23 protein-coding genes are annotated in these 24,910 nt (G+C 67.4%); 15 read left to right on the top strand and 8 right to left on the bottom strand.

Annotation, left to right across the window (positions count from 1 at the left end; genetic code table 11):
* Positions 1 to 3 precede the first annotated feature (3 nt).
* Complete coding sequence (locus ACEN9N_RS24670; protein ID WP_495654738.1) at positions 4 to 2,220, bottom strand: heavy metal translocating P-type ATPase; 2,217 nt, start codon at positions 2,218 to 2,220, stop codon at positions 4 to 6.
* Positions 2,221 to 2,377: 157 nt separating this feature from the next.
* Here ACEN9N_RS24670 and ACEN9N_RS24665 point away from each other — a divergent pair, with 157 nt between their 5' ends.
* The gene (locus ACEN9N_RS24665; protein ID WP_007833622.1) at positions 2,378 to 2,572 is read left to right on the top strand and encodes a heavy-metal-associated domain-containing protein; all 195 of its coding nucleotides are present in this window, start codon (positions 2,378 to 2,380) and stop codon (positions 2,570 to 2,572) included.
* Complete coding sequence (gene cueR, locus ACEN9N_RS24660) at positions 2,569 to 2,973, top strand: Cu(I)-responsive transcriptional regulator (RefSeq protein ID WP_007833624.1); 405 nt, start codon at positions 2,569 to 2,571, stop codon at positions 2,971 to 2,973. Before ACEN9N_RS24665 ends, cueR begins: the two co-directional genes overlap by 4 nt.
* A gap of 1 nt (position 2,974) precedes the next feature.
* Here the strand turns inward: cueR and ACEN9N_RS24655 are convergent, their stop codons facing one another.
* The gene (locus ACEN9N_RS24655; protein WP_413313629.1) at positions 2,975 to 3,913 is read right to left on the bottom strand and encodes a YcjF family protein; all 939 of its coding nucleotides are present in this window, start codon (positions 3,911 to 3,913) and stop codon (positions 2,975 to 2,977) included.
* A gap of 565 nt (positions 3,914 to 4,478) precedes the next feature.
* On the opposite strand from ACEN9N_RS24655, the gene creB reads away from it, so the two are divergent.
* Together creB and creC are read left to right on the top strand one after the other, a co-directional pair.
* Positions 4,479 to 5,273 carry a two-component system response regulator CreB gene (creB, locus tag ACEN9N_RS24650; protein WP_413313630.1) on the top strand — a complete coding sequence of 265 codons (795 nt, stop codon included), beginning with the start codon at positions 4,479 to 4,481 and terminating at the stop codon, positions 5,271 to 5,273.
* Positions 5,270 to 6,709 carry a two-component system sensor histidine kinase CreC gene (gene creC, locus ACEN9N_RS24645; protein ID WP_413313631.1) on the top strand — a complete coding sequence of 480 codons (1,440 nt, stop codon included), beginning with the start codon at positions 5,270 to 5,272 and terminating at the stop codon, positions 6,707 to 6,709. The genes creB and creC overlap by 4 nt, the downstream gene beginning before the upstream one ends.
* Here creC and ACEN9N_RS24640 read toward each other — a convergent pair.
* From ACEN9N_RS24640 to creD, 4 genes are all read right to left on the bottom strand, one after another.
* A complete protein-coding gene (locus tag ACEN9N_RS24640; RefSeq protein ID WP_413313632.1) occupies positions 6,703 to 7,320 on the bottom strand; it encodes a hypothetical protein in 618 nt (205 codons plus the stop codon). The genes creC and ACEN9N_RS24640 overlap by 7 nt on opposite strands.
* 85 nt (positions 7,321 to 7,405) lie before the next feature.
* Positions 7,406 to 9,811: a penicillin-binding protein 1A gene (locus ACEN9N_RS24635; protein ID WP_007833633.1), complete on the bottom strand. Its 2,406-nt coding sequence runs from the start codon at positions 9,809 to 9,811 to the stop codon at positions 7,406 to 7,408.
* 9 nt (positions 9,812 to 9,820) lie between these two features.
* On the bottom strand, positions 9,821 to 10,225 hold the full coding sequence (locus ACEN9N_RS24630) for a glycoside hydrolase family 3 N-terminal domain-containing protein (RefSeq protein WP_495654737.1): 405 nt from the start codon (positions 10,223 to 10,225) through the stop codon (positions 9,821 to 9,823).
* On the bottom strand, positions 10,222 to 11,694 hold the full coding sequence (gene creD / locus ACEN9N_RS24625) for a cell envelope integrity protein CreD (RefSeq protein ID WP_495654736.1): 1,473 nt from the start codon (positions 11,692 to 11,694) through the stop codon (positions 10,222 to 10,224). Before creD ends, ACEN9N_RS24630 begins: the two co-directional genes overlap by 4 nt.
* Before the next feature lie 204 nt (positions 11,695 to 11,898).
* On the opposite strand from creD, the gene ACEN9N_RS24620 reads away from it, so the two are divergent.
* From ACEN9N_RS24620 to ACEN9N_RS24585, 8 genes are all read left to right on the top strand, one after another.
* Positions 11,899 to 13,971: a VIT and vWA domain-containing protein gene (locus tag ACEN9N_RS24620; RefSeq protein WP_413313635.1), complete on the top strand. Its 2,073-nt coding sequence runs from the start codon at positions 11,899 to 11,901 to the stop codon at positions 13,969 to 13,971.
* 18 nt (positions 13,972 to 13,989) lie between these two features.
* Complete coding sequence (gene xrtQ, locus ACEN9N_RS24615; protein WP_495654735.1) at positions 13,990 to 14,919, top strand: exosortase Q; 930 nt, start codon at positions 13,990 to 13,992, stop codon at positions 14,917 to 14,919.
* Positions 14,900 to 15,469, top strand: a complete 570-nt coding sequence (locus ACEN9N_RS24610) for a hypothetical protein (protein WP_495654734.1) — start codon at positions 14,900 to 14,902, stop codon at positions 15,467 to 15,469. The genes xrtQ and ACEN9N_RS24610 overlap by 20 nt, the downstream gene beginning before the upstream one ends.
* Before the next feature lie 10 nt (positions 15,470 to 15,479).
* Positions 15,480 to 16,748, top strand: coding sequence for a biosynthetic peptidoglycan transglycosylase (locus tag ACEN9N_RS24605; RefSeq protein WP_495654733.1), 1,269 nt, complete (start codon positions 15,480 to 15,482; stop codon positions 16,746 to 16,748).
* Positions 16,745 to 17,512 carry a GNAT family N-acetyltransferase gene (locus tag ACEN9N_RS24600; protein ID WP_495654732.1) on the top strand — a complete coding sequence of 256 codons (768 nt, stop codon included), beginning with the start codon at positions 16,745 to 16,747 and terminating at the stop codon, positions 17,510 to 17,512. Before ACEN9N_RS24605 ends, ACEN9N_RS24600 begins: the two co-directional genes overlap by 4 nt.
* Before the next feature lie 66 nt (positions 17,513 to 17,578).
* Positions 17,579 to 18,475 (top strand): pirin family protein, encoded by an 897-nt coding sequence (locus ACEN9N_RS24595; RefSeq protein WP_413313640.1) that lies wholly within the window; start codon positions 17,579 to 17,581, stop codon positions 18,473 to 18,475.
* A gap of 77 nt (positions 18,476 to 18,552) precedes the next feature.
* Positions 18,553 to 19,626 (top strand): flavodoxin family protein, encoded by a 1,074-nt coding sequence (locus tag ACEN9N_RS24590; RefSeq protein ID WP_495654731.1) that lies wholly within the window; start codon positions 18,553 to 18,555, stop codon positions 19,624 to 19,626.
* Between the two features lie 152 nt (positions 19,627 to 19,778).
* Entirely contained in the window at positions 19,779 to 20,351 is a 573-nt protein-coding gene (locus tag ACEN9N_RS24585; RefSeq protein WP_413313642.1) for a Spy/CpxP family protein refolding chaperone, read from the top strand.
* A gap of 88 nt (positions 20,352 to 20,439) precedes the next feature.
* Here ACEN9N_RS24585 and ACEN9N_RS24580 read toward each other — a convergent pair whose 3' ends face one another.
* Positions 20,440 to 20,868 carry a hypothetical protein gene (locus tag ACEN9N_RS24580; RefSeq protein WP_007834801.1) on the bottom strand — a complete coding sequence of 143 codons (429 nt, stop codon included), beginning with the start codon at positions 20,866 to 20,868 and terminating at the stop codon, positions 20,440 to 20,442.
* A gap of 217 nt (positions 20,869 to 21,085) precedes the next feature.
* Between ACEN9N_RS24580 and ACEN9N_RS24575 the strand changes: the two genes are divergently transcribed.
* From ACEN9N_RS24575 to ACEN9N_RS24565, 3 genes are read left to right on the top strand one after another with little or no spacing between them, the layout of a single operon-like run.
* Positions 21,086 to 21,880 carry an endonuclease/exonuclease/phosphatase family protein gene (locus ACEN9N_RS24575; protein ID WP_413313643.1) on the top strand — a complete coding sequence of 265 codons (795 nt, stop codon included), beginning with the start codon at positions 21,086 to 21,088 and terminating at the stop codon, positions 21,878 to 21,880.
* Between the two features lie 20 nt (positions 21,881 to 21,900).
* Entirely contained in the window at positions 21,901 to 23,178 is a 1,278-nt protein-coding gene (gene clsB / locus ACEN9N_RS24570; RefSeq protein ID WP_413313689.1) for a cardiolipin synthase ClsB, read from the top strand.
* A gap of 22 nt (positions 23,179 to 23,200) precedes the next feature.
* Positions 23,201 to 24,157 (top strand): lysylphosphatidylglycerol synthase domain-containing protein, encoded by a 957-nt coding sequence (locus tag ACEN9N_RS24565; RefSeq protein ID WP_495654730.1) that lies wholly within the window; start codon positions 23,201 to 23,203, stop codon positions 24,155 to 24,157.
* On the opposite strand, the gene ACEN9N_RS24560 is transcribed toward ACEN9N_RS24565, so the two are convergent.
* A complete protein-coding gene (locus ACEN9N_RS24560) occupies positions 24,154 to 24,729 on the bottom strand; it encodes an acyloxyacyl hydrolase (RefSeq protein ID WP_413313645.1) in 576 nt (191 codons plus the stop codon). The genes ACEN9N_RS24565 and ACEN9N_RS24560 overlap by 4 nt on opposite strands.
* Positions 24,730 to 24,910 lie beyond the last annotated feature (181 nt).

Raw genomic sequence — 24,910 nt, 5'->3', positions numbered from 1 at the left:
GCCTCAGGCCCTCCAGCGCCGCAGCAGTAGCGCATTGGCCATCACGCTCACGCTCGACAACGCCATGGCAGCACCGGCCACCACCGGGCTCAACAGGCCGAAGGCCGCAAGCGGGATGCCGGCCACGTTGTAGGCGAAGGCCCAGAACAGGTTCTGCCGGATCTTCGCGACCGTGCGGCCCGAAAGCTCGAAGGCCTGCGCCACCAGCGCGAGGTCGCCGCGCATCAGCGTGATGCCGGCTGCTTCCATCGCCACGTCGGTGCCGCCGCCCGAAGGCGCCATCGCGATGCCCACGTCGGCCGCTGCCAGCGCGGGCGCATCGTTGGCGCCGTCGCCGACCATCGCTACGACGTGTCCGTTCTTCCTCAGCGCACCGACCTGCGCCGCCTTGTCGGCGGGCAGCACGTCGGCACGCACGTCTTCGGCCGCGATGCCGAGCCGTGCGGCCATGGCCTGGGCCGCGCGCAGGTTGTCGCCCGAGATCATCACCACGCGCAGGCCACGCGCATGCAGCGTGCGGATGGCTTCGGCGGCTTGCGGCTTGGGCTCGTCGGCGAAAGCGAGCAATGCCTGTAGATGCGCGGCGCCCGCCTGATCGAAGCGCAGCAATGCAGACACGGTGGCACCTTGCGCCTGCAGGCCGTCGACATCGGCGGCTTCGGGCATCGCGTCGAGTTCGCGGCACCAGCGCAGGCTGGCGATAGCCCAGGTGACGCCATCGACATCGCCGCGCACACCCCGGCCCGGCATCGCCTGCATCGCGCTCAATGCGCGTGGCTGCAGGTTGCGCTGCGCTGCGGCGGCCAGCACGGCCTTGGCCAGCGGATGCTCGCTGCCGCTTTGCAAGCTGGCGGCAGTTGCCAGCAGTTGGTCTTCGGGTGCCCGAATACCCGCCGCCGGTACCAGCGCAGTCAACACCGGCCGGCCCACCGTCAACGTGCCTGTCTTGTCGAACGCGACGGTATCGACGCGGTGCGCAATTTCCAATGCACGCGCATCCTTGATCAGAATGCCGTGCCGTGCCGCCACGCCCGTGCCTGCCATCACCGCGACCGGCGTCGCAAGGCCCAGCGCACATGGACAGGCAATGACGAGCACGGCCACGGCGTGGATCAATGCGGTCTCGATGCCTGCGCCCGCCATCATCCAGCCAGCGAACGTGACGAGCGCAATCACCAGCACCACCGGCACGAACACGGCCGCCACCTTGTCCACCAGCCGCTGGATCGGCGCCTTCGCAGCCTGTGCGTCTTCGACCAGCCGGATGATGCGCGCGAGCACGCTCTCGGCGCCGACCGCGCTCACTTCGATGACCATGCGCCCGTCGCCATTGACGGCGCCACCGGTCAACGCATCGCCCGGTCCCTTGGCCACCGGCAGCGGCTCGCCGGTGAGCATCGATTCATCGACTTCGGACTGCCCTTCGATCACCCGTGCGTCGGCCGGCACGCGCTCGCCGGGCCGCACCGCGAGGCGGTCGCCCACCATCACCTCGGCCAGCGGCACGTCGCTTTCCTTGCCGCGCGCACCCACCAGGTGCGCCACTTCGGGCCGCAGCTGCTGCAACGCGCGGATCGCTGACGTGGCCTGGCGCTTGGCGCGCGCCTCCAGCCACTTGCCGAGCAGCACCAGCGTGATCACCACCGCCGAAGCCTCGAAGTACAGGTGCGGCATCTCGCCATGGCCCGCATGCTCGCCGGTCGCCACGCGCCACCAGAGCCAGAGCCAGAGCGACAGGCCGAAGGCCGCGCTGGTGCCGAGAGCCACCAGCAGGTCCATGTTGCCGGTGCGCGCTTTCGCCGCATGCCAGCCAGCGCGATAGAAGCGTGCGCCCAGCCAGAACTGCACCGGTGTCGCGAGCAGCAGCTGCAACCATGGCGGCAGCATCCAGTCCTGCCCGAAAGGATCACCGAGCATGGGCGCCAGCAATGGGATCGACAGTGCCAGGCCCACAGCGACCGGGCCGAAACCGTGCCAGGGCGACAGCGCAGCGGCTTCGTCGGCCGCGGTGCTTGCCGCCCGCGGCTCGTAGCCGGCGGCGCGCACGGCGCGGCGCAGGCGAACGTCCATGCCTTCGTTGCCGCTCGTGACCACGCGGGCCGATTCGGTCGCGAGATTCACGCTCACGTCCTGCACGCCCGGTACATTCTTGAGCGCGCGCTCGACGCGCATCACGCACGAGGCGCAGGTCATGCCGCCGACCGAGAGGTCCAGCGTCATTGGAGGAGATTGCAGATTTTCCATGCCCCGAGGCTAAAGCCTCACACGATGGCAAGGTCAAGCGGCAGATCCAGTGTCCCTTTGCTGGACATTGACATCGTGAGAGGGTTCAAACTTGCGTCTCACATACTTCCATCACTTCCAAGGAGCCATCACGATGAGCCAGAAATTCCAGGTCACGGGCATGAGCTGCGGCCACTGCGTGAGCGCGGTGCAGAACGCGGTGCAAACGGTGGACCCCGAAGCACAGGTCACGGTCGACCTCGAGACCGGCCATGTCGACGTGCTGAGCGAACAGCCGCGCAAGGACATCGTCGCCGCGATCGAGAACGCGGGCTACGCCGTTCAATGAGCGCGGGCCACGTCGCCATCGGCGAAGCGGCGCAGCGCTCCGGCGTGTCGGCCCGCATGGTCCGCCACTACGAAGGGCTGGGCCTGCTGCCGGCGGTGGCGCGCACCGAAAGCGGCTATCGCCAATACGGCGATGCCGACATCCACACGCTGCGCTTCATCAAGCGCTCGCGCGACCTCGGGTTTTCAATGGAAGAAATCGCCGAACTCGTCGGCCTGTGGCACAACCGCCGACGCACGAGCGCCAGCGTGAAGCGCATCGCCGAGAAGCACCTCGGCGAACTTGAGCAGCGCATTGCGGACATGCAATCCATGCGCAACACGTTGGCCCACCTGGTGCACTGCTGCCACGGCGACGCCAGACCGGATTGCCCCATCCTCGATGACCTGAGCAAGGTCTAGATCAGGCGCCCCGCACCAGCGAAAGAACCTTGCCTGCATCCAGCGTGCGGGCCTTTTCCTGGATCGCCGGCAGGTACTGCGTCTGCAGGCTCTGCCCTTCCTTCACCACGCCCGAGAACGCGTCCTTCAGCATCTGCGTCGAAAGGGTCCGGCCGCCGGCGTAGTAGCGCTTGGCCACATGGCCCAGTGCATAGGTCGAGGCGAAGCTCATCCCCGAGCTCACGGCCTGGTTGCCCAGCCCGCGCAGCAAGCCACCGCCGACCTTGCCGAGCAATCCGCCGAGGAGCTTGCGACCGGCCTGCTCCAGGTACTGCGAGGTCAGGCCCACGCCGACAGTCGCCAGGAAATCCTTCACGTGACCGCTGTCGAGCTGGTAGCCGTACGACTGGCCGATGCGGTAGACCAGCTTCATCTGCAGCGGAATGATCGCCATGGTCGAGAGCGTCTCGGGCAGCAGTTCCAGCGCGCCGTTGAGGATGGCGGCATTGAGGATCGACTTGTCGAGCTCGGCGCTGTCCGGCGTACCGGGCGCCGCCACGGCGCTGCCCCCAGCGGCGGTAGCCACCGGCACCGCCGCGATGTCTTCCGCGCGCTGCGAGAACGCGGCCGCCGAAGCATCCAGCCCCAGCGAAGTTCGCACGTCCGCCAGGAACATCCGCTCGGCCTCCGACTGCGTGCCGTCGGCATCGCACACGCACACCGCCATCTCGTAGGCCAGCTGCCTCGACTCGGTGCTTTTCAGCTCCCCGGCCACCGAAGCCAGCGACACGCGCTTCATCAGCACGTCCTGGTAGAGCGTCGGCAGGTTCAGGCCGTCGGCCTGCGACAGGCCCTCGGCAATCCGCTTGATCTCGGCGCGCTCGCGCTCGTGCTTCTCGCCGTCGACAAAGGCAGCCAGCAGCGACAGGGTAACTATCGACTTTGTTTCTGAAGGTGTCATTTGTACGAAATTTCGCAATATGAATGATCCGGTTCGGTCGCCATGGCTGGCGAAGGTTCCGCCGCCGGTTCTCCCCACAAACCTTGGGCAACTCTGTGGATAACGTCGGCACTTCTGTGTAGGGGTTCGGCAAGTCATTGATTTACAAGGGAAATAAACAGTTTGCCCAAATTTTCAGCAATGGATTTCTCGCGCCGGAAACCGCCTTTCGCAGATTTTCCGGAGTGCGTCAAAGGACAACTCTGGGGACATTTTTTGAACAAGGCATCGGTTATCCACAGGCCGGAGCGGGTACCCCATGTTGTTCATATGCCGGGTACAAACCCGAAGCACGGCTGCGCACAGTGACAGAGGTATGACAAGTGCTTGTCGCATAACGAAAAAAGCGGCATGTCCACAGAAGTGGGCGACCCTTATCTACTACTACTAATTTGAATAAGAAGAATAAGAAGATGGGAAAGGGGAAAGCTGCGCCCGAAAAAAAGCCGCGAACGGCCGCGCCGGTCCACGGCGCCTCCGGTCCAAACCGGTCCTCCCGGCGCGTTCCCCTCGCTAACATCCGCGGATGAGCTTCAAACCCCGGATCCTGATCGCCGAAGACGAATCGGGCATCGCCGACACGCTGCAGTACGTCCTGAAAAGCGACGGATTCACGCCGGTGTGGTGTGCCACGGCCGAGGAAGCCATTGCCCAGTTCGCGCAGGAGGCGCCGGCCCTGGCCATCCTGGACATCGGGTTGCCCGATCTCAACGGTTTCGAACTCTTCAAGCGCCTCCAGGCGCTGAACCAGGCCATGGGCGGCCCGGAGGTGCCGATGGTGTTCCTGACCGCCCGCAGCGACGAAATAGACCGCGTGGTGGGCCTCGAACTGGGCGCGGACGACTACATCGCCAAGCCGTTCTCGCCGCGCGAGCTCGTCGCCCGCGTGCGGACCATCCTGCGGCGCAGCGCGAGAAACGGCGCAGGAGCCCCGGCAACAGCCGCGGTTGCAAACCATGGGGTGCCCCATCAAATTCCGGCCCAGACGCCTCCTGAGAGCCCTCAAGCACCCGCAATGCCCTTCTCGCTCGACCACGAGCGCATGCAGATCCGCTATTACGGCCGCGTGCTCGAGCTCTCGCGCTACGAATACGGCCTGCTGAGACTGCTGGTGCAGCGCCCGGGGCGCGTCTTCACGCGCGACGAACTGCTCGAACTGGTCTGGGACGATTCCAGCGACAGCTTCGACCGGACGGTCGACGCGCACGTCAAGACCCTGCGCGCCAAGCTCAAGGCGATCGCGCCCGAAGTCGAGCCGATCCGCACGCTGCGCGGCACCGGCTACGCACTGAACGAAGAACTGCCGACCAAGGCGTCGTGACAAGACGCACGCGCATCTTCATCGGCATCCTGCTGATCTACACGGCGGGCATCGCCTTCCTCCTCTATCGCGTTGTTTCCGACATCGATCCGCGCTACCGTGAGTCGGCCGAGGAATCGCTGGTCGAGACCTCCCAGCTCGTGGCAAGCCTGGTCGAGCAGGATGTGATTGCCGGGGCCATCAACACCGCACGGCTCGAGCCGCTGTTCCGCACCGTCTACGCGCGCGAGTTCTCGGCGCAGATCTACAACCTGCACAAGAGCCGCGTCGAGCTGCGCGTCTACGTCACCGACCGCAGCGGGCGTGTGATGTTCGATTCGCTCGGCAGACACCTTGGCGCCGACTATTCGCAGTGGAGCGACGTGAGCCGCACGCTCGCCGGCCTGTACGGCGCACGTACTTCGCGCGACGTCGATGGCGATCCGCGCACTTCGGTCATGTACGTGGGCGCACCCATTCGCTGGAACAACGAGATCGTCGGCATGGTCAGCGTCGGCAAGCCGGTGCAGAGCTTCGGCCAGTTCGTGGAAGACGCACGCGTGCGCACCATCTGGGTCGGCGTCGGTTCGGCGCTCGCACTGCTGCTGCTCACGCTCATCGTTTCTGTGTGGCTGGTGCGCCCCTTCGGCCTGATCCGCGACTACTGGACCTGGGTGCGCGCACAGCGCAGCCTGAGCCTGGCGCGCATGGCACGGCGCGCGGTCGACGGCGTGCGTACCGGCTTCAGCGAGATGCGCGATGCGCTGACCGGCCGCAACTACGTGGCCGACTACGTGCAGACCTTCACGCACGAGGTGAAGAGTCCGCTCTCCGCCATCCGCGGCGCGGCCGAGCTGCTGCAGGAGCCGTCGATGCCGCATGCCGAGCGCGAACGCTTCCTGAAGAATATCGAAGGCGAGACGCAACGCATCCAGGAAATCGTCGACCGCATGATGGAGCTCACTGCGCTCGAGACGCGGCGCACGCTGGACCGCACCGAGCCGGTGGCGCTGGCTTCGCTGATCGACGACATCGCCATCAGCGCGCAGCCAGCGGCTGCAAGGCGCAACATCAAATTGCTCGTGAACATCCGCGACGAAGCCCGCACGGAAGGCGACCCGTTCCTGCTGCGCCGCGCGATCAGCAACCTGCTGGACAACGCCATCGATTTTTCACCGCGCGACAGCGAAGTGCTGCTCACGCTGGAAACCACGTCGAAGCTCGCCCGCGTGAGCGTGCGCGACCGTGGTCCGGGCATTCCGGAGTACGCGCAGGAAAAGGTCTTCGAGAAGTTCTATTCGCTCGCCAGGCCGCACAGCCAGAAGAAGAGCACGGGGCTGGGGCTGGCGTTCGTGAAGGAGATCGCGGCATTGCACCGCGGCCGCATCGAGCTCGGCAATGCGTCGCGCGGCGGGGCCGTGGCGACGCTCACGCTGCCGCTGCTGTCAAATCATTGAGCCGCGGGACGGCCGATCAGCGCGCTGTACGCACGGCGCGTCTCCGGGCTCACCGCCCCGAGCGCCTGCAGATATTGCGTCTGGTGCTGCGCGATCATGCGTGCCGACGCCACCGTCTTCGAGCGGCAGTACCAGTGGCAGGTGTGCTGCATCAGGAACAGCTCGGCCGACATGGTGAAGGCCTTCGACTTGGGCGTACGGCCGGCTTCGTTGCGCATGACGCCGGCAATGCCGCTCGCGTGGATCAGCAGGGCCTGCCGCATGTCGAAGGTCGCGGCCGGAAAGAAGTGGGTGAACATCGGAATGGCAACCGGCAGTTTGCTCACGCGCGTGACAGCTTCGGGCAAGCGCGAGAACTCGGCGGCGAAGCTGTCGAACTGGGCGGAGAGCTTTTCCTCGGTGGCGTCCAGCAAGTGCCAGATCTGCTGGCGGCGCTCGGCGTCGTCTTCGCCGAGGCAGCGCATGTAGCCGGAGGTGAGGCTTTCCATCAGCTTCTCGATCTGGTGGCGGCCGAGGTGGCTGGCCAGCAGTGCGATGCGCAGGCGCTGTTCCCTGGACTTGAGGATGTAGAAGCCGGTGGCAAAAAGCGCCACCAGAGTAAGAATTTCCATGTATGCGTGGAGAAAAAAAGAGAAGGCGGGAAGCAGCACCGAGTGTAGGCACCGCGACCCGCCTTCGCTTTTTCCGCTTCGACTTCTAGCGGAAGAAATCGAGGATCTTGTTGCGCTCTTCGGGCGGTGGCGGCGCCCCGATTGGCGCACCCGTGAGTTCTTCGGCCGGCGGTGGCGGCGTCTCGCTGTTCTCCAGGCCCAGGCTCGCCACGCTGTGGCCCGGCGTGAAATCGTCGAAGTACCACTCGCCGTCGACGTTCACCACGCCCGCCGGTTCGGCCGGCTGCGTCACGGGCACGCCCTGCAGTGCTGTCTGCATGTAGCCGATCCAGATCGGCAGGCTCAGGCTGCCGCCGGTTTCGCCGCGCACGCCGAGTTGGCGCGGCGTGTCGTAGCCGATCCACGCGATGCCGACCATGGTCGGCTGGAAACCCGCGAACCAGGTGTCGAAGGAATCATTGGTGGTGCCGGTCTTGCCATAGAGGTCGTCGCGCTTCAGCGCCTGGTGGGCCTTGAAGCCGGTGCCGCTCTTCACCACGCTCTGCAGCAGCGAGTCCATGATGAAAGCGTTGCGCTGCGGAATGGCGCGGCGTGTTTCGTCGAGCACCGGCGCTTCGGTTTCCATGATGACCTTGTCCCTCAGGTCGGTGACGCGCGTGACGAGGTACGGATTGACGCGATAGCCGCCGTTGGCAAAAACCGAGTAGCCCACCGCCATCTGCATCGGCGTGACGGAACCGGCACCCAGGCCCATCGGCAGGTTGGCGGGATGCTTGTCCTTGTCGAAGCCGAACTTGGTGACCCAGTCCTGCGCATAGGGCGCGCCGATCGACTGCAGCACGCGCAGAGTGACGAGGTTCTTCGATTTCATCAGCGCGGTGCGCAGCGGCATCGGGCCTTCGTAGGTGCCCTCGAAGTTCTTCGGCTCCCACGGCTGGCCGCCGTTGGCGGCGGCATCGAAGTACAGCGGCGCGTCGTTCACTACGGTGGCGGGCGTGAAGCCCTTTTCGAGTGCGGCCGAATAGATGAAGGGCTTGAAGCTCGAGCCCGGCTGGCGCCAGGCCTGCGTGACGTGGTTGAACTTGTTCTTGCCGAAATCGAAACCGCCCACCAGCGCCTTGATGGCGCCGCTGCGCGGGTCCATGCCGATGAAGGCGCCTTCGACTTCCGGCAGCTGCGTGATTTCCCAGGTGTTCTTCGGCGTCTTCGCCACGCGGATCACGGCGCCGCGGCGGATCTTGATGTTGGGCGGCGCCTTCGCGGCAAGGCCGGACTGCGCGGGCTTCAGGCCATCGCCAGTAATCTGGATGGTTTCGCCATTGGCGCGCACGGCGCTGATTTCCTTGGCGTTCGCGTCGAGCACCACGGCAGCCACCACGTCGCCGTTGTCGGGATGCTCGGCGAGCGCGTCGTCCACGGCCTCGTCGACTTCCTTCTGCTCGGTCGGCAGGTCGACGAACTTCTCCGGGCCGCGATAAGGCTGGCGCCGTTCGTAGTCCATGATGCCCTTGCGCAGCGACCGGTAGGCTGCGGCCTGGTCGGCCGCCACGAGCGAGGTGTAGACCTTCATGCCGCTGGTGTAGATGCTGTCGCCGTACTGCGCGTACATCATCTGGCGTACCGTCTCGGCCACGTATTCGGCATGCAGGCGGTTCGGATCGCCGGCGTCGCGCAGGTGGAGTTCTTCCTTCTTGGCTTCGGCGGCCTGCTCGGCGGTGATGAAGCCGGTTTCGTGCATGCGGTCGATCACATACAGCTGGCGCGCCCGCGCGCGGCGCGGGTTGGCCACCGGGTTGTTGGCGCCGGGTGCCTTCGGCAGGCCGGCCAGCATCGCGGCTTCGGCGACGGTGACGTTCTGCAGCGGCTTGCCGAAGTAGGTTTCGGCGGCGGCGGCAAAGCCGTAGGCACGGTTGCCGAGGTAGATCTGGTTCAGGTAGATCTCGAGGATCTGGTCCTTGGTGAGCTGTCGTTCGAGCCGCAGCGCCAGCAGGATCTCGTAGGTCTTGCGGCTCATCGTCCGTTCGGAACTCAGGTACACGTTGCGCGCCACCTGCATCGTGATGGTCGATGCGCCCTGCTTGCGGCCACCCTTCAGGCTGGCGACCGCGGCGCGCAGGAAGCCCTTGTAGTCCACCCCGCCGTGGTCGTAGAAGCGTGCGTCTTCAACGGCCAGCACAGCGTCCTTCATGACCTTCGGAATGCTGGCGAAGGGCGTGAGGTTGCGGCGCTCTTCACCGAACTCGCCGATCAGCTGGCCCTCGGTCGAGTACACGCGCAGCGGCAGCTTGGGGCGGTAGTCGGAAAGCTCCGAGACATCGGGCAGCTTCGGGTAGATGGCAACCACCGCGACGATGGCCGCGACCAGCACCACGAGCGCGCCGGAGCCCACCCCGATGGCGCCCCAGCCGGCAATGCGTTTCCAGCGGTGGCGGGGATCGACCGGCGCCGCGCTGTCGTCGTCGGAAGGTTGGGGGCTTGAGCGTTTGAACATAGGAATTGGCTACTGGCTGGCGAAAGGTTGGAGCCGCCGCGCGCTGCTGCGTTCCAGCATCGAGAGGTCGAGCGCGCCGCACTGCGCCGCCTGCTGCGCGCAATGCATGGCATCGAAATACTTGTCTTGGTCGAAGGCGATCGGCAACAGGTCCACCCTGGCGCCAAGGGCGCGGACGGTGGCATCGCAGAGACCGCGGTTGCAGGCCGCGCCCATCGTGAAATCGTCGGTGACGAGCAGGCCCTGACAGCCCCATTCGCCTCGAATCACCTGTTGCACGATTTTGCGCGAGAAAGAGACCGGATATTCGGCGTCGAGTTCCGCAAGGATGACATGGCCCGGCATGATCGCGGCATCCGAATGTTTCGACACGTCTTGAAACGGTTTCCGGCCGCGCGCCCTCTGCAGCTTCATGGCGCCTGCGCTTCGGGTGCCGCGACCGAAGCCGGTTCCACGCGGCGAGAGAGCGCATACCAGTCGACCTTGCGCGTGACCAGCATCAGCACCGCCAGCATGCCGAAGATCAGCAGCGCACCCAGCAGCAGCGCGTTGCTTTCGGAAGCCAGCAGGCCGTAGAGCGCGCCATAGAGCAGCGCAACGAAGGCGCCGAACGACAGGCCGCGCCGCCAGCCTCCGAGCACTGCGCTGAAGTACACGGCCAGCAGGGCGACGCTCGCCGCGGCGGCGCCCGCGTAGGCCATCCAGAACGCGAATTTCTCGGAGAGCGCGAGCAGCAGCAGGAAGAACAGCGCGATCGACAGGCCGACCAGCCCGTACTGGATCGGGTGCAGGCGCAGCTTGCGGAACAGCTCGAACATGAAGGCGGCCATCAGCACCAGCCCGATGAAGAGCACGCCGTACTTGCCGGCGCGCGTGCTCATCGAATAGACGTTGATCGGCTGCGCGAGCGACACGTCGAAGGTCTGCAGCGGACCTGTGTTGCGGTGCGCGGCGGTGGCAACAACTGCGGCGGCGGCGTTGTCGTCGGTGGGACCGCCGCGGGCCGAGAGACCCGCACGCACCTGTTCGCGCGCCGAAGTCACGAGCGAAGACACGCGCCAGTGCGCGTCGAAGCCCTGTGGCGTCACGCTGCGCTCGGCTGCGAGAAAACGCCCGCCGAAGCTGGGGTGCGCCCAGGGCGAACTCAGGTGCGCAGTCGTTTCCTCGGCGATGGGCGCGATGGCGAGTGTGTCCTGCCCGACCAGGCCGAGCTTCATGTCGAAAGAAACCGGCGTACCGGCCTGCCATGCGGTGAGCGCCGCGCCCGTGACCGGTGCGTGGATGCCGTCGGCAAACCAGGCGCTATCGGCCAGGCCCGGCACGCGCTGCCTGAAACGCAGCGCCTCGCCGCCCATCGTCATCGCTGGCGAACCGTCGAGGCCGCGCAGGTCGCTCACGTTGAAGGCGATGAAGGGCGCCTTGAATTCGATCTTCGAATCGGCCTCGCTGTGCGCCACGGCTTTCGGGTCGAAGGCCGCGAAGCCACCGGTGAGCGTGGCGCTGAGTGTGTAGAACGGAATCCTGAAGATGCCGCGGTAGCGTTCCTGCGGCGCCATCGAGCCCTCGATGTGCAGCTTGTCCGGGAACACCACGTGGGCCATTTCCTTGCTGCGCGGCTCCTGGCCGATCACCTTGCCTTGCGCGTTGCGCAGCGGCTCCATCCAGCGCTCCACGTACGGCACCAGCAGCAGCGGGCCGACCATCGTCTGGCGCCCGGCATAGGTGGCGGCGAGCTCGTCGGCCGCTTCGCGCTGGCTCTCGCCGCGGGCGCGGTTGAGCGATTGGATCTCCCCCAGCGGAATGCACAGGAGCAGCAGCAGGAACAACAGGCCGGCGACCTTGGCCAGCATGGAATTCAGCACGGCCTTGAACAACTGAAGCATTTTCTTCTCTCCTCGTCTGTAGCGAAGCCGCGATGCTCGCCGCGCGACCCGAAGGCCGTGTGAAGCGTGCGCGCCGCCTCGCTTCACACAGACTTCACACAGCGGCCGATGGCGCCGTTCGACTTCAACGCGCCTTCCAACTGCCTTCTCGTGCGGTGCCGACAGTTGCGGCTGTGCAAGTTCGCACGGACAAGGAACCCCGCCATGGATGCCCACACCACCCCACGTCCCGGCCGCTGGCTCTGGCTCGCCACCGTGAGCCTGGCGGCTGCGGGCTTCATCGCCACGGGCGTGCGCCCGGCGCATGCGCAGGAAGCGCCCGCCGGAGCGCGCCTGAAGACCGAGAGCCCCTATTTCTTCGTGAAGAGCGACGACCCCTCGGTCGACCGCCTGCCCCTGAAGGGCACCGAGGTCTCGGTGAAGATCTCGGGCGTGATCGCCGACGTGACGGTCACGCAGACCTACCGCAACGAGGGCCAGCGCGCCATCGAGGCGAAATACGTGTTTCCCGGCTCGACCAAGGCCGCCGTGAGCGGCCTCAACGTGCGCCTGGCCGACCGGCTCATCACCGCGCAGATCCGCGAGAAGCAGCAGGCACAGATCGAGTACGACACGGCGAAGAAGGAAGGCAAGACCGCCGCGCTGCTCGAGCAGCACCTGCCCAACGTGTTCCAGATGAACGTCGCCAACATCCTGCCGGGCGACGATGTGAAGGTGGAGCTGCGCTACACCGAGCTGCTGGTGCCGCAGTCGGGCAACTACCAGTTCGTGTTCCCGACCGTGGTCGGGCCGCGCTACAACAGCCCGCAGTCGGAGAACGCGCAAGCGAAATGGGTCGCGCAACCGACGCTGGCCGCGGGCGTGGCGCCCAACACCAGCTTCAAGCTCAAGGCCAGCATCGACACGCCGATGGGCCTGAAGGAAATCCGCTCGGCCACGCACGCCATCGACGTGAAGAAGAGCGACGAAGACCAGCACGCCGACATCGTGCTCACCGCCGACGGCCGCCCCGCCGACAACCGCGACTTCGTGCTCGACTACCGCCTGGCGGGTGAAAAAATCGAATCGGGCCTGATGCTCTACAAGGGCCAGGGACAAAACTCGGATGGAAGCGCCGAGAACTTCTTCCTCGCCATGGTCGAGCCTCCCAAGGCCGTGGCCGCCAGCGCGATTTCGCCGCGCGACTACATCTTCGTGGTCGACATCTCGGGCTCGATGCACGGCTTTCCGCTCGACACCGCGAAGACGGTGCTCGAACGCCTGATCGGCGGCCTGCGGCCGAGCGACACTTTCAACGTGCTGCTGTTCTCGGGCAGCAACAGGATGCTCTCGCCGAAGTCGGTGCCGGCCACGCGCGCCAACATCGAGCAGGCGCTGGCCACCATCCAGAACTACAGCGGCAGCGGCAGCACTGAACTCATTCCGGCGCTCAAGCGCGTGTACGCCGAACCGAAGGAAGACAGTGTGTCGCGCACCGTGGTGGTGGTGACCGACGGCTACGTGACGGTCGAGCGCGAAGCCTTCGAGCTGGTGCGCAACAACCTCTCGAAGGCCAATGTGTTCGCCTTCGGCATCGGCTCGTCGGTCAACCGCAGCCTGATGGAAGGCATTGCGCGCGCCGGCATGGGCGAGCCCTTCATCATCACCGACCCGGTGCAGGCGCCCGAGCAGGCCGCGCGCTTTCGCCGCATGGTCGAGGCGCCGGTGCTCACCAGCGTGAAGGCCACCTTCGGCGGGCTCGACGTGTACGACGTGGAGCCGCAGGCGCTGCCCGACGTGCTCGGCGAGCGCCCGGTGATCGTGTTCGGCAAGTGGCGCGGCGAAGCCAAGGGCCGCGTGATCATCGAAGGCCGCAGCGCCAATGGGCCCTACCGCCAGGAAGTGCGCATCGACGAGCGCACCCGCCATGACACGGCCGCACTGCGCACGCTGTGGGCCCGCCACCGCATCCAGAGCCTGAGCGACCAGGAAACGCTGGAAGGCGGCGTGGCCTTCAAGGAACGCATTACCGAACTCGGCCTGAAGTACAGCCTGCTCACGCAGTACACGAGCTTCATCGCCGTCGACAAGGTGGTGCGCAATGCGGCGCCGCAGAACAGCGTGGACGTGAACCAGCCGCTGCCGCTGCCGCAAGGCGTGAGCGACCTTGCATTGGGCGCCGAGGTGCCGAGCACGCCCGAGCCCGAATCGCTGGGCGCCATCGCCGTCGTGCTGTCGATGCTGGCCATGCTGCGCCGCCGCGCGCGCCGCAACGACGCCCGCCGCCTTACCGCCTGATCCATCGAGAAAGAAAAAATGTCTCTGGCAACGCTCGCCCACCGCCACCCGCGCATCGTGGACTGGGGCATCCACATCGACCGCACGCCGGCCGCAGGCTGGCTCGGGCTGCAGCTCGTCGCGCTGATGCCGACCTGGGCCTGGATGGCACAGCGCATGCGCGACGGCTCCGACGATCCCATGGGGCTGCTGGCGCTGGTCGCGCTCGCCGCCCTGGCCTGGAGCCGCCGGCGCGAACTGCGCGCCTCGCCGCGCCTGGGCTGGCTCGCGCTGGCGGGCGCGGGCACCGTGCTCGCGACGCTGCTGCGCACCGGGCTCGGCTTCATGCCCGCGCTGCCGCCGCTCGCGGCGGGGCTGGTGGCCGTGCTGTCGCTGGCGTGCGGGCTGCTCGCTTTCCTGCCGCGCCGCGTGGCTGCGCTGCCGGTGGCTGGCCTGTCGGTGCTCGCGCTGCCGCTGCTGTCGTCGCTGCAGTTCTATGCCGGCTATCCGCTGCGCGTGGTGACGGCCGAGGCCAGCCGCTGGCTGCTTGCGCCCGCTTTCGAGGTGGCGCGTGAAGGAGCGAGCCTGGTGGTCGACGGCCGGCTCGTGGTCGTCGATGCGCCCTGCTCCGGCGTGCAGATGGTGTGGCTCGGCTACTTCACGGCCTGCGCGGTCGCGCTGTGGGCGTCGCGCAGCGACCGGGCCTTCCTGCGCCGGCTGCCGATGGTCAGCCTCCTCGTGTTGGCCGGGAACATCGTGCGCAACAGCGTGCTGATCGCCTTGGAAGGCGCGGGCCTTCCGCTCGCACCCTGGGCGCACAACGCGCTGGGCCTGCTGGTGCTGGCCGTGGTGTGCGGCGCCATCGCCCGCCTCATGGTGCCGGCACGACCCGTGCCCGAACCGGCCGAACTGCCCATCCCGGGCCTGATCACCACCCAGGGAGGCCGCCATGTCGACACCGTTCTTTGAGCGCTGGTTTGCGAACCATTTCATCAATCGCATCGGCCACAAGGCCGCCTTCGCGCTGGCAATGCTGCTGTGCGTGCTGTGGTCGGTCGCCGCGGCGGTGCGTACGCCGGCCGAACCGGTCGCCGCCGCCGTGCCGCGTGAATGGCCGAGTGAATGGGACGGCGCTCCGTTGCGCCCGCTGGCCCTGAGCGACGTGGAACAGCGTTTCGCCGACCGCTTCCCCGGCGCCATCGGCCGCATGACCGACGGCACGCAGACGCTGGTGATGCGCGAGGTGACGCAGCCCACGCGCATGCTGCATCCGGCAGCGGACTGCTACCGCGCGCTGGGCTATCGCATCGAACAGGCGCGCCTGGAACGCGATGCGCAGGAACGGTTGTGGCGCTGTTTTGTTGCGCAACGGCACGGAGCGCAAAAAATCCGCGTTTGCGAGCGCATCGTCGATGCCCGGGGCACCGCTTTCACAGACACTTCAAGCTGGTACTGGGCAGCGGCCAGCGGCCAATCCCATGGGCCGTGGCAAGCTGTCACCGTGGCGAGACCGATCTGAGAACGTGCCTGTGAAGAAGACCCTGCGATTCGTGCTTTTCGGCCTGCTGGCCCTGGTCATTACGGCCTGCATGGCTATCTTCCTGATAGCCAAGCTGGCGCTCGCGCCGGCCGCCGGCGAATGGAGCACCACGGTGAAGGCGGGGCCGCTGAGTTTCGAGATCGGCGTTCCGACGGCCGTGCGCGTGGCCACCTCGCCGTGGTTCGCGCCGCATCTCGACGGGCGTTCGCTGGACACCCGCTTCGGCACCGTGCGCTTCGCCTGGAAGCCGGCCGGCGAGCTGCTGGAGATGCAATGCGCGCCTTGCAGCGCCGACGTGCCGGCGCTCGGCACCCAGCCGATCAGGATCGAGCGCCTGCTCGCCACCGTGAAGCGCGACGGCAACACGCTGAATGGCACCTTCGAAGCCACGCCCCAGAGCACCGACACCACCCGGCTGCAGGGCCATTGGGACGGCAAGGTCACGCTGAAGAACCTGCAGCTCAACGCCAGCGTGCAGGATGCGCCCATCGAGCGCTGGTACGCGGTGCTGGTGCCCCAGCTGCCCGAGCTGCAGCGCGCGCGCATCGGCGGCACGCTCGCGCTGCGAGGCCAGCTCGTACTGCCCGAGGCCACCTTCGCCGTGCAGCCCGTCATCAGCCAGTTCACCGTCGAAGGGCTGGGCACCGAGGCCATGCTCAACGCGCGCACCAGCTGCGGACCGTCGGCCAGGCTTGCCAACGACAGCTGGCTGGCGCGTGCCGTCATCGCCGCCGAAGACCAGCGCTTCTTCACCCACAACGGCTACGACCTGACCGAGATCCTCGCGTCGATCGACAACAACCAGAAGCCCGGCCAGATCCGGCGCGGCGGCAGCACGATCACGCAGCAGCTGGCCAAGCTGCTGGTGACGGGCAGCGACCGCACCGCCGAGCGCAAGCTGCGCGAGCTGCTCTACGCGGTCGAGATGGAGCAGACGCTGGGCAAGGCCCGCATCCTGCAGCTGTACCTGGACAACGCGCCGTGGGGCGGCAACGCCTGCGGCGCCGAGGCCGCGGCGCGCCGCTACTTCAAGCGCAGCGCGCGCACGCTCGAGCCGGCACAGGCAGTGTGGCTCGCCGCCATGCTGCACAAGCCGCAGGCCGTGCTCGAACAATGGCGGCAGGATGGCCACGTCGACGCCGACCGCATCAAGTGGATTGCCGAGGGTATCCGCGGGATCAGCCGGAACCAGCGCGAAGCGCTGCTCAAGGGCGTGGCCGCGGCGAAGTTCACGGCGCCGGAGGCCACGAAACAATGAACACCACACCCCTGGGCATCCCGGATATCGAAGCCATCGAGCGCGCCACCATCGCGGCGGTGTCGCCCGACCTGACCGAGGAGCTCGACGGCTGGCTGCTGCCCTTTGCCGGCGGCACCGTGAAACGCGCCAGGTCGGCCGTGCCGCTGCACCGCAGCGAGGTCGACCACGGCACGCTCGACCGCATCGAGGACCGCTACGACAGCCGCCAGGTCACGCCCGCGCTGCGGCTGGCCGAAGCACCGTGCTTCGAGGGCCTGCGCGCAGAGCTGGAGCGGCGCCACTACATCGACGACAGCCCGACCTGCGTGCAGGTCGGCTCGGCGCAGCGCATGCGGCAGGTGGTCGCAGGCGCCGCGCTGGCCGACGTCGATCATGCGCCCGACGCCGCCTGGTCGGCGCTGTTCCTCGGCGAGGGCTTCGATCCGGTGGACGGGGCCCATCGCGTGCGGATGCTGTCGCGGGCCAAAGGCTCGCTCTATGCGAGCGTGCGCGAAGGCGGCCGCACGGTGGCGGCGGGGGCGATGGCGTTCGGGCACGGCTGGGCCAGCGTGCACGGCATGCGCACCGAGCAGGCGCAGCGGGGGCGGGGCCTGGCGGCGCGCGTGCTGGCCGGGCTGGCGCAAGCCGCGTCGGCACGTGGCTTCGAGCGGGTGTTCCTGCAGGTCGATGCGCAAAACCATGCGGCGCTGTCGCTGTATCGCCGCGCCGGCTTCGAAACGCAGTGGAAATACTGCTACTGGCAGCGCCAGCAGTGGCCGTGACATGTCAAGCCGCCCGCTGACAGGCCGCGGGTGGCGCGGTGGGCGCGTTAGTGCCACCATGGACGGATGACGAACGCCAACCACCACGCCAACCATCCCACCGATCCCGTCGCCACGCCGCGCGGCATCGACCACATCGTGGCCGGTGTTTCCACCAGCGACGGCGACGGCGTCAAGCTCACCCGCGTGCTTCAGCAGCCGCTGCAGAAGCGGCTCGACCCTTATCTGATGCTCGATGCCTTCGGCAGCGACAACCCGGGCGACTACATCGGCGGCTTTCCCAACCATCCGCACCGCGGATTCGAGACCGTCACGTACATGATCGCCGGCCGCATGCGCCACCGCGACAGCGCCGGCCACGAAGGCCTGCTGGAGAACGGCGGCGTGCAGTGGATGACCGCCGGCCGCGGCCTCGTGCACAGCGAACTGCCCGAGCAGGAAGAAGGCCTGATGGAAGGCTTTCAGCTGTGGCTCAACCTGCCGGCCAGGGACAAGATGCGCGAGCCCTGGTATCGCGACATCCAGAGCGAGGAGATCCCGGAATTCACCACCACCGGCGGCGCGCACGTGCGCGTGATCGCGGGCGCCAGCCACGGCATCGAGGGTGCGGTGCGGCGCGAGCACACCGAGCCGCTGTACCTCGACGTCACGCTGCCGCCGGGCGCGGAGTTCGCGCAACCGCTGCCGTACGACCACAACGCGCTGGTCTACGTGTTCCGCGAATCGCTGTGGATCGCGGGCAGCGAAGTCCCGACGCGGCGCATGGCGATCCTGGCCAACGACGCGGGCAGCGACGGCGTGGTGCTGCGTGCCGGCGCGACCAACCACAGCCCCGCGCGTGCGCTGCTCATTGCCGGCAAGCCGCTGCACGAGCCCATCGCGCAGTACGGCCCTTTCGTGATGAACACGCAGGAGCAGGTCCAGCAGGCGGTGCACGACTTCCAGAACGGCAAGCTGGGCTGAACCTGTAGTCGCCCGCCTACCGAAAGTCGGCATCGGGCAGGGTTCCGGCCACCGCATGGGCCCCCTAGATTGCGCTCATGCCCACCACGATCCGAAAAGGACAGGCGCCGGCCACGCTGCAACGCGCCCAGTTCCACGAACGCTTCATGCAGCCCTTCCAGGACCCGGCCTTCCAGGCCGAGGCCGAGTCGCTGCGGCGCATCGAACTCATCGCCTGGGAAGCTTATGAGCAAGGCCGCAAGGCGCCCGTCACCCGCAGGGCGGGGCCCGGCTATGCGGACCCGGACTACGAACTGTCCGTCGACTGGCTCGAAGCCAAGGCCCGCATCGACGCGGCGCAGCTGGCCTGGGGCCTGCCGCAGACGCCTTCGCGCGTGCTGCTGGTGAACGGGTCGCCGCGCAACGACGGCACCTGCCCCGGCGAAGTCTCCAAGACATGGCGGCTGGCCGAACTGGCGCGCGAGGTGCTCGACGGCAGCGGCATCGAGACCGACCTGCTCGACCTGAGCCTGCTCGCTTCCGAGTACGGCCGGCAGATCCACCCCTGCAAGGGCTGCGTCTCCACCGCCATGCCGCTGTGCCACTGGCCCTGCAGCTGCTATCCCAACCATTCGCTGCGCCAGACCGGCGACTGGATGAACGAGATCTACGAACGCTGGGTGTCCGCGCATGGCGTGATCCTGCTCACGCCCACGCACTGGTACCAGGCGGCGAGTCCGCTGAAGCTCATGATCGACCGCCTCGTGTGCGCCGACGGCGGCAACCCGGACCCCACCAGCACGCATGGCAAGAATCCCGAGGAAGCCAAGGCGCTCGAACTCGAAGGCTGGGGCTATCCCAAGCACCTCGACGGCCGCGTCTACGGCGTGGTGGTGCACGGCGACGTGACAGGCGTGGAAAGCGTGCGCCGAAGCCTCGTCGACTGGCTCGACTGGATGGGGCTGGTCGACGCCGGCACGCAGGCGCTGCTCGATCGCTACATCGGCTACTACGAACCCTACGCCACCAGCCACGACGCGCTCGATGCCGATGCCGACGTGCAGGAAGAAGTGCGCAACGTGGCGCGCGCCGTCGCCCGGGCGGTCGGCGACCTGCGCGCCGGCAGGCTGCAGGTGCCAGACCGCGGGCTGAAGCGGCCCCGGCCCAAGTAAAAAGTCACGCCAACAGGCCGCTTTCGCGCTCGCTGTACATCATTCTTTACGCAAGCTCACGCCGGCCTAACGGAGGCGATACAGAGCGCTTCCACACTTCGTCTCACCTGCTGCCCATCGGTGGCGGGCTTCTTCGAAAGGAAGCACTTCTCATGATTTCTCTTCGCCAACGCATCGTCTGGGCCAGCCTGCTGGGTTCGGCCGCCCTCGCCTCTTCGGGCGCGTTCGCTCAAGCGCCGGCCGCCTCCACCCCAGCCGCACCCGCCGCCGCGGTGGCCCAGGCCGACAACGCCGCGGTGCCCAAGGCGCAGCACAAGCGCATGGACCCCGCCCAGCGCATGGAGCGCATGCAGGAGCGCCGCACCAAGCGTCTTGCCGCCCTGAAGGACAAGCTCAAGCTCACCGCGGCCCAGGAAGGCGCATGGAGCACCTTCACCGCCGCGACGCAGCCGCCCGGCGGTCCGCGTCCGCACATGGACCGTGCCGAGTTCGCCAAGCTGACCACGCCGCAGCGCCTGGAGCGCATGGAGGCTCGCCGTGCCGAACGCAGCGCGATGTTCGCCAAGCGCGCCGAAGCCACGAAGACTTTCTACGCTGCGCTGACGCCCGAGCAGCAGAAGACCTTCGACGCCGAGACCGTGCACTTCGGCGGCCACCGGGGCGACCACGACGGCCATCGCGGCCATGAAGGCCAGCGCGGTGCGCCGGCACCTGCCAAGGGCTGATCCACACCCGCTGCGCCGGTGACGGCGCCATCGAATGAAAGCCCGCAACGCGAAAGCGCTGCGGGCTTTTTTCATCGACGGGCGGGTTTTACTGCGGCGTGCCCGTCTTGTCCGTCGGATTGGTCACCACGTCAGGGCGTTCGCCCTTCTGGCCGAACTGCGGCTTGACCTTGCGCCCCGTCTGGCTGACCTCCGCGCGGGACATCTCGCCGGTCGGCTGCGGCATGGCGTTGGGCTGGTGGTTGACGGTGGTGGACGCCTCGCCCTTGGGCACCACGCTGTTGGCATTGTTGCGGTTTTGCACACGGGCCTCGGCCTTCACCGCCTCGCGCGATATGGGCATCGAGGCGTCGGGGCGCTGCGGCGGATTTGCGACGCCGGCAGGCGTCATGGTGCTGGCTTCGCCGCCCACCGACGGGTCGGGCTGGGCGGGAATGGACGTGGCCTGTGCCGACGCGATGCCGGCCATGCCCAGCAACGCGGCGAGAACCGTGGCGTGAAAAGTGATTTGCTTCATGGATGTGCTCCTTGTGGCTTTGTGTCGGTGTCGAGGATGAAACGCGGGCTGCTTTCCGAGCCCTCGAAAATCACCGTAGAAGCAGCGAAATTCCCACCGTGTGGGGGTGCGGCAGGCCTGCCTGTAGGAGCCGGCCGCCCACGCGTGAAAGGGGGCGGAAGGAGGTGGCGAGTTCCTACAGTCAGGAGGGGCGCGGCAACGTACAACTTGCACAACGATGTCCTCCTCTCCCATTCCAGACGCCGCGGCGTCCGCGCAGGCCGCGCCGACCTCGCTCAAGGTCATGACGGTGAACACCCACAAGGGCTTCACCGCGCTCAACCGCCGGTTCATCCTGCCGGAGCTGCGCGACGCCGTGCGCACCGTGGGCGCCGACGTGGTGTTCCTGCAGGAAGTGCTCGGCACCCATTCGCGCCATTCGCGCAGGGTAAGCAACTGGCCCGAAGCGCCGCACTACGAATTCCTGGCCGACACCATGTGGCCGCAGTTCGCCTACGGGCGCAATGCGGTGTATCCGAAAGGCCACCACGGCAATGCGCTGCTCTCGAAATTCCCGATCGTGCATTTCCGCAACCACGACGTGTCCGTGAGCGGTCCCGAGAAGCGCGGGCTGCTGCATTGCGTGCTGCGGCTGCCGGGCCGCGTCGTCGACGTGCACGCGGTCTGCGCCCACCTCGGGCTGGCCGAGGCGCACCGGCAGCAGCAGCTCGAGCTGCTCTGCCACATCGTGCGCGACGAGGTGCCGGCCGACGCGCCGCTGATCGTGGCGGGCGACTTCAACGACTGGCGCGGCCGCGCGCACGAGATCCTGGAAAAAGGCGCCGCTCTGCGCGAAGTGTTCGTGCATGCCAACGGCCGCGCGGCCAGGACCTTTCCCGCCCGCTTCCCCGTGTTGCCGCTGGACCGCATCTACGTGCGCAATGCCGGCGTGCACGCGCCCGTGGTGCTGCCGCGCCGGCCGTGGTCGCACCTGTCGGACCACGCCCCGCTGGTGGCGGACATCGACCTGTGAGCGCAGTGCGCGCGCGAGCCATGAGCAGCAGGAACAACAACAACCACTGGACCGGCGGCAACCGCATCGAGTTGCTGGAGAACGGCGAGCAGTTCTTCCCGCGCGTGTTCGACGCCATCCGCAAGGCACGGCGCGAGGTGATCGCCGAGACCTTCATCCTGTTCGAGGACAAGGTCGGCCTGCAGCTGCACGCCGCCATGCGCGAGGCGGCGCAGCGTGGCGTGAAGATCGACCTGATGATCGACGGCTTCGGTTCGCCGGATCTCTCGCGCGAGTTCATCGAGGGCCTGACATCGGCCGGCGTGAAGGTGCGGGTGTTCGATCCGGGTCAGCGCTTCATGGGCCAGCGGCTGAACGTGTTCCGCCGCATGCACCGCAAGATCGTGGTGGTCGACGGCGAGCGCGCCTTCGTCGGCGGCATCAACTATTCGGCGGACCACCTGCTCGACTTCGGACCCAAGGCCAAGCAGGACTATGCGGTGGAACTCGCGGGCCCGATCGTGGGGGAGATCCACCAGTTCGTGCTGCGCGCCATCGCGCTCGGCGGCAAGGGCGCGAGCTGGTTCCGCCGCCGGCTGAAGCTGGCGCCGCCCGTGAACCAGGTCCGCGCCGGCGAGGCCGATGCGATGTTCGTCACGCGCGACAACCGGCGCCACACCAACGACATCGAGCGGCAGTACCGTGCGGCCATCCGCGCGGCGCGCAAGCGCATCGTGATCGCCAATGCGTATTTCTTTCCGGGCTACCTGCTCATCAAGGAATTGCGGCGCGCGGCGCGGCGCGGCGTGGACGTGCGGCTCGTCCTGCAGGGCGAGCCCGACATGCCGATCGTCAAGACTGCCGCGAGCATGCTCTACCACCACCTGCTGCATGCCGGCGTGCGCATCTACGAATACTGCGACCGTCCGCTGCATGGCAAGGTCGCGCTCATGGACGACAGGTGGAGCACCGTGGGGTCGAGCAACCTCGACCCGCTGAGCCTGTCGCTGAACCTCGAGGCCAACGTGATCGTGCGCGACGCGGCCTTCAACCAGGTGCTGTGGGAGCGCATGGACCGGCTGATGCAGCACAGCTGCAAACAGGTGGAGGCGGCCGATCTCGCCAGCGAATGGAGCGGCTGGCGGCTGGTGCGCAGCTTCTTCGTCTTCCACATCCTGCGCTGGTACCCGGCCCTGCTGGGCCGCCTGCCGCGACACGCGCCGCGCCTGACGCCGGCCGAGGCCACCGACCTCGCGAGCCGGCGCGGCAGCGGCCGCAGCGACCCGGCCGGCGGCGCCACCCGGACGGAGGCCGCCTGAGCGGGAGCGCCGCATCGAATCGATGAGCACCATGGCCCTCTCCCACCACGGCTGGTGGCCCTGGATTCGCCGCGCGGCGACGTGGGGCTTCTTCGCGCTGATCGCGTGGCTGCTCGTGCGGCAGGCGCGCACCATCCACTGGGACGAGGTGTTCGACGCGATCCGCTTGCTGCCTGCCGCCGTGCTGCTTGCGGCCGGCGCGCTGGCGGCCTGCAGCTTCGCGCTCTACAGCACCTACGACCTGCTGGGCCGGCACCTGACGCGGCACCGGCTCGGCACGGGCACGGTGATGGGCGTGACTTTCATCAGCTACGCCTTCAACCTCAACCTCGGGTCGCTGGTGGGCGGCGTGGCCTTCCGCTACCGGCTCTATTCGCGCCTGGGCCTCGCGAACGAGACCATCACTCGCGTGCTCGGCTTCAGCATGCTGACCAACTGGCTCGGCTACCTCGTGGTGGCCGGTGCAGCATTCCTTTTCTGGCCGATGAGGCTGCCGCCCGGCTGGAAATTCGACCACGAGGACCTGCGCATGCTCGGCGCGGTGCTGCTGATGGTGGCCCTGGCCTACCTGGTGCTGTGCGCAGCGGCGAAGGGGCGCGTCTGGCGCGTGCGCGGCCATGCGTTCAGGACGCCGGGGCTGGCGATGGCGCTGCTGCAGCTCGCCATGTCATGCACCAACTGGTCGCTGATCGGCGGCGTGATCTGGTTCCTGCTGCAGGGTCAGGTCGGCTATCCGCAGGTGCTCGCGGTGCTGCTGGTGGCGGCGGTGGCCGGCGTCGTCACGCACGTGCCGGCGGGGCTCGGCGTGCTCGAGGCGGTGTTCGTGGCGCTGCTGTCGCACGAGGTGCCGGAAGCCCAGCTGCTCGGCGCGCTGCTGGCCTATCGCGGCCTGTACTACCTGCTGCCGCTGATGGTGGCCGCGCTGGGCTATCTGGTGACGGAGGCGAGAGCGAAGCGGCTGGGGATGGCGGGGCGCTAGAAGCGATAGGCGTAGCGCAGCCGGACGAAGGTCTCGCCCGGGTTCGGCTTCTTGATGCCGCCATTCGAGAAGTGCTGCACGCGCAGCGACAGTTCATGCGCGCCGTGCTCGCCGAAGCTGCGTCCGATGCCCAGCACCTCAGTGAACTGGAAGGCGGTGCTGAAGCTGCGGTCGGGCGTCCTGTAGACGTGATCCATCACGCTGCCGCCGACGCCACCTTCGGCAAACCAGGGCGAGTCGCCATGGTCGAAGCGGTAGCGCCAGGTGTAGATGGCGCCGATCTGCGTGTAGTTGCGCGGGCCGTTGCCGAGGGCCGGCGCATGCCAGTTGCTCAGGTACACATCCCAGTAGCCCGAGAGTGCGCCTTCGCGCACCGGCTGGCGCGGTGACCATGGGAAGGTCATGCCCACCGTGGCCGAATCGGCGCTGCCCATTTGCCCGTGCGGGGCGCGGCCTCCCTCGACGTACATGCCCGTTGCGCTGTCTTCGAATGCATGGGCCGCCGCGCCCGGAAGAGCCGAAAGGGCCGTGAACAGGGCGGCCCGGAGGGGTGTGGCGACGCGAAATCTCATGATGCGGCCCGTAATGAGTGACATGAAACAGGAAGACATCATCAATCTCAACCCTGTTCAGCATTCGCTCGGCACGTAATTTCCACATCGGGAAGTAGGACCCGATCAATAAAAATGCAGTGCCGGCTTTGTTGCACTGCAGCATTTTCGGGCCGGCGAAGCCTATAGTGGTCCGACCTCC

This window comes from Variovorax sp. Varisp46 (genome assembly GCF_059491885.1).
Note: the sequence above shows the minus strand (reverse complement) of the source record. Positions and strands in the feature narration are given on the sequence as shown.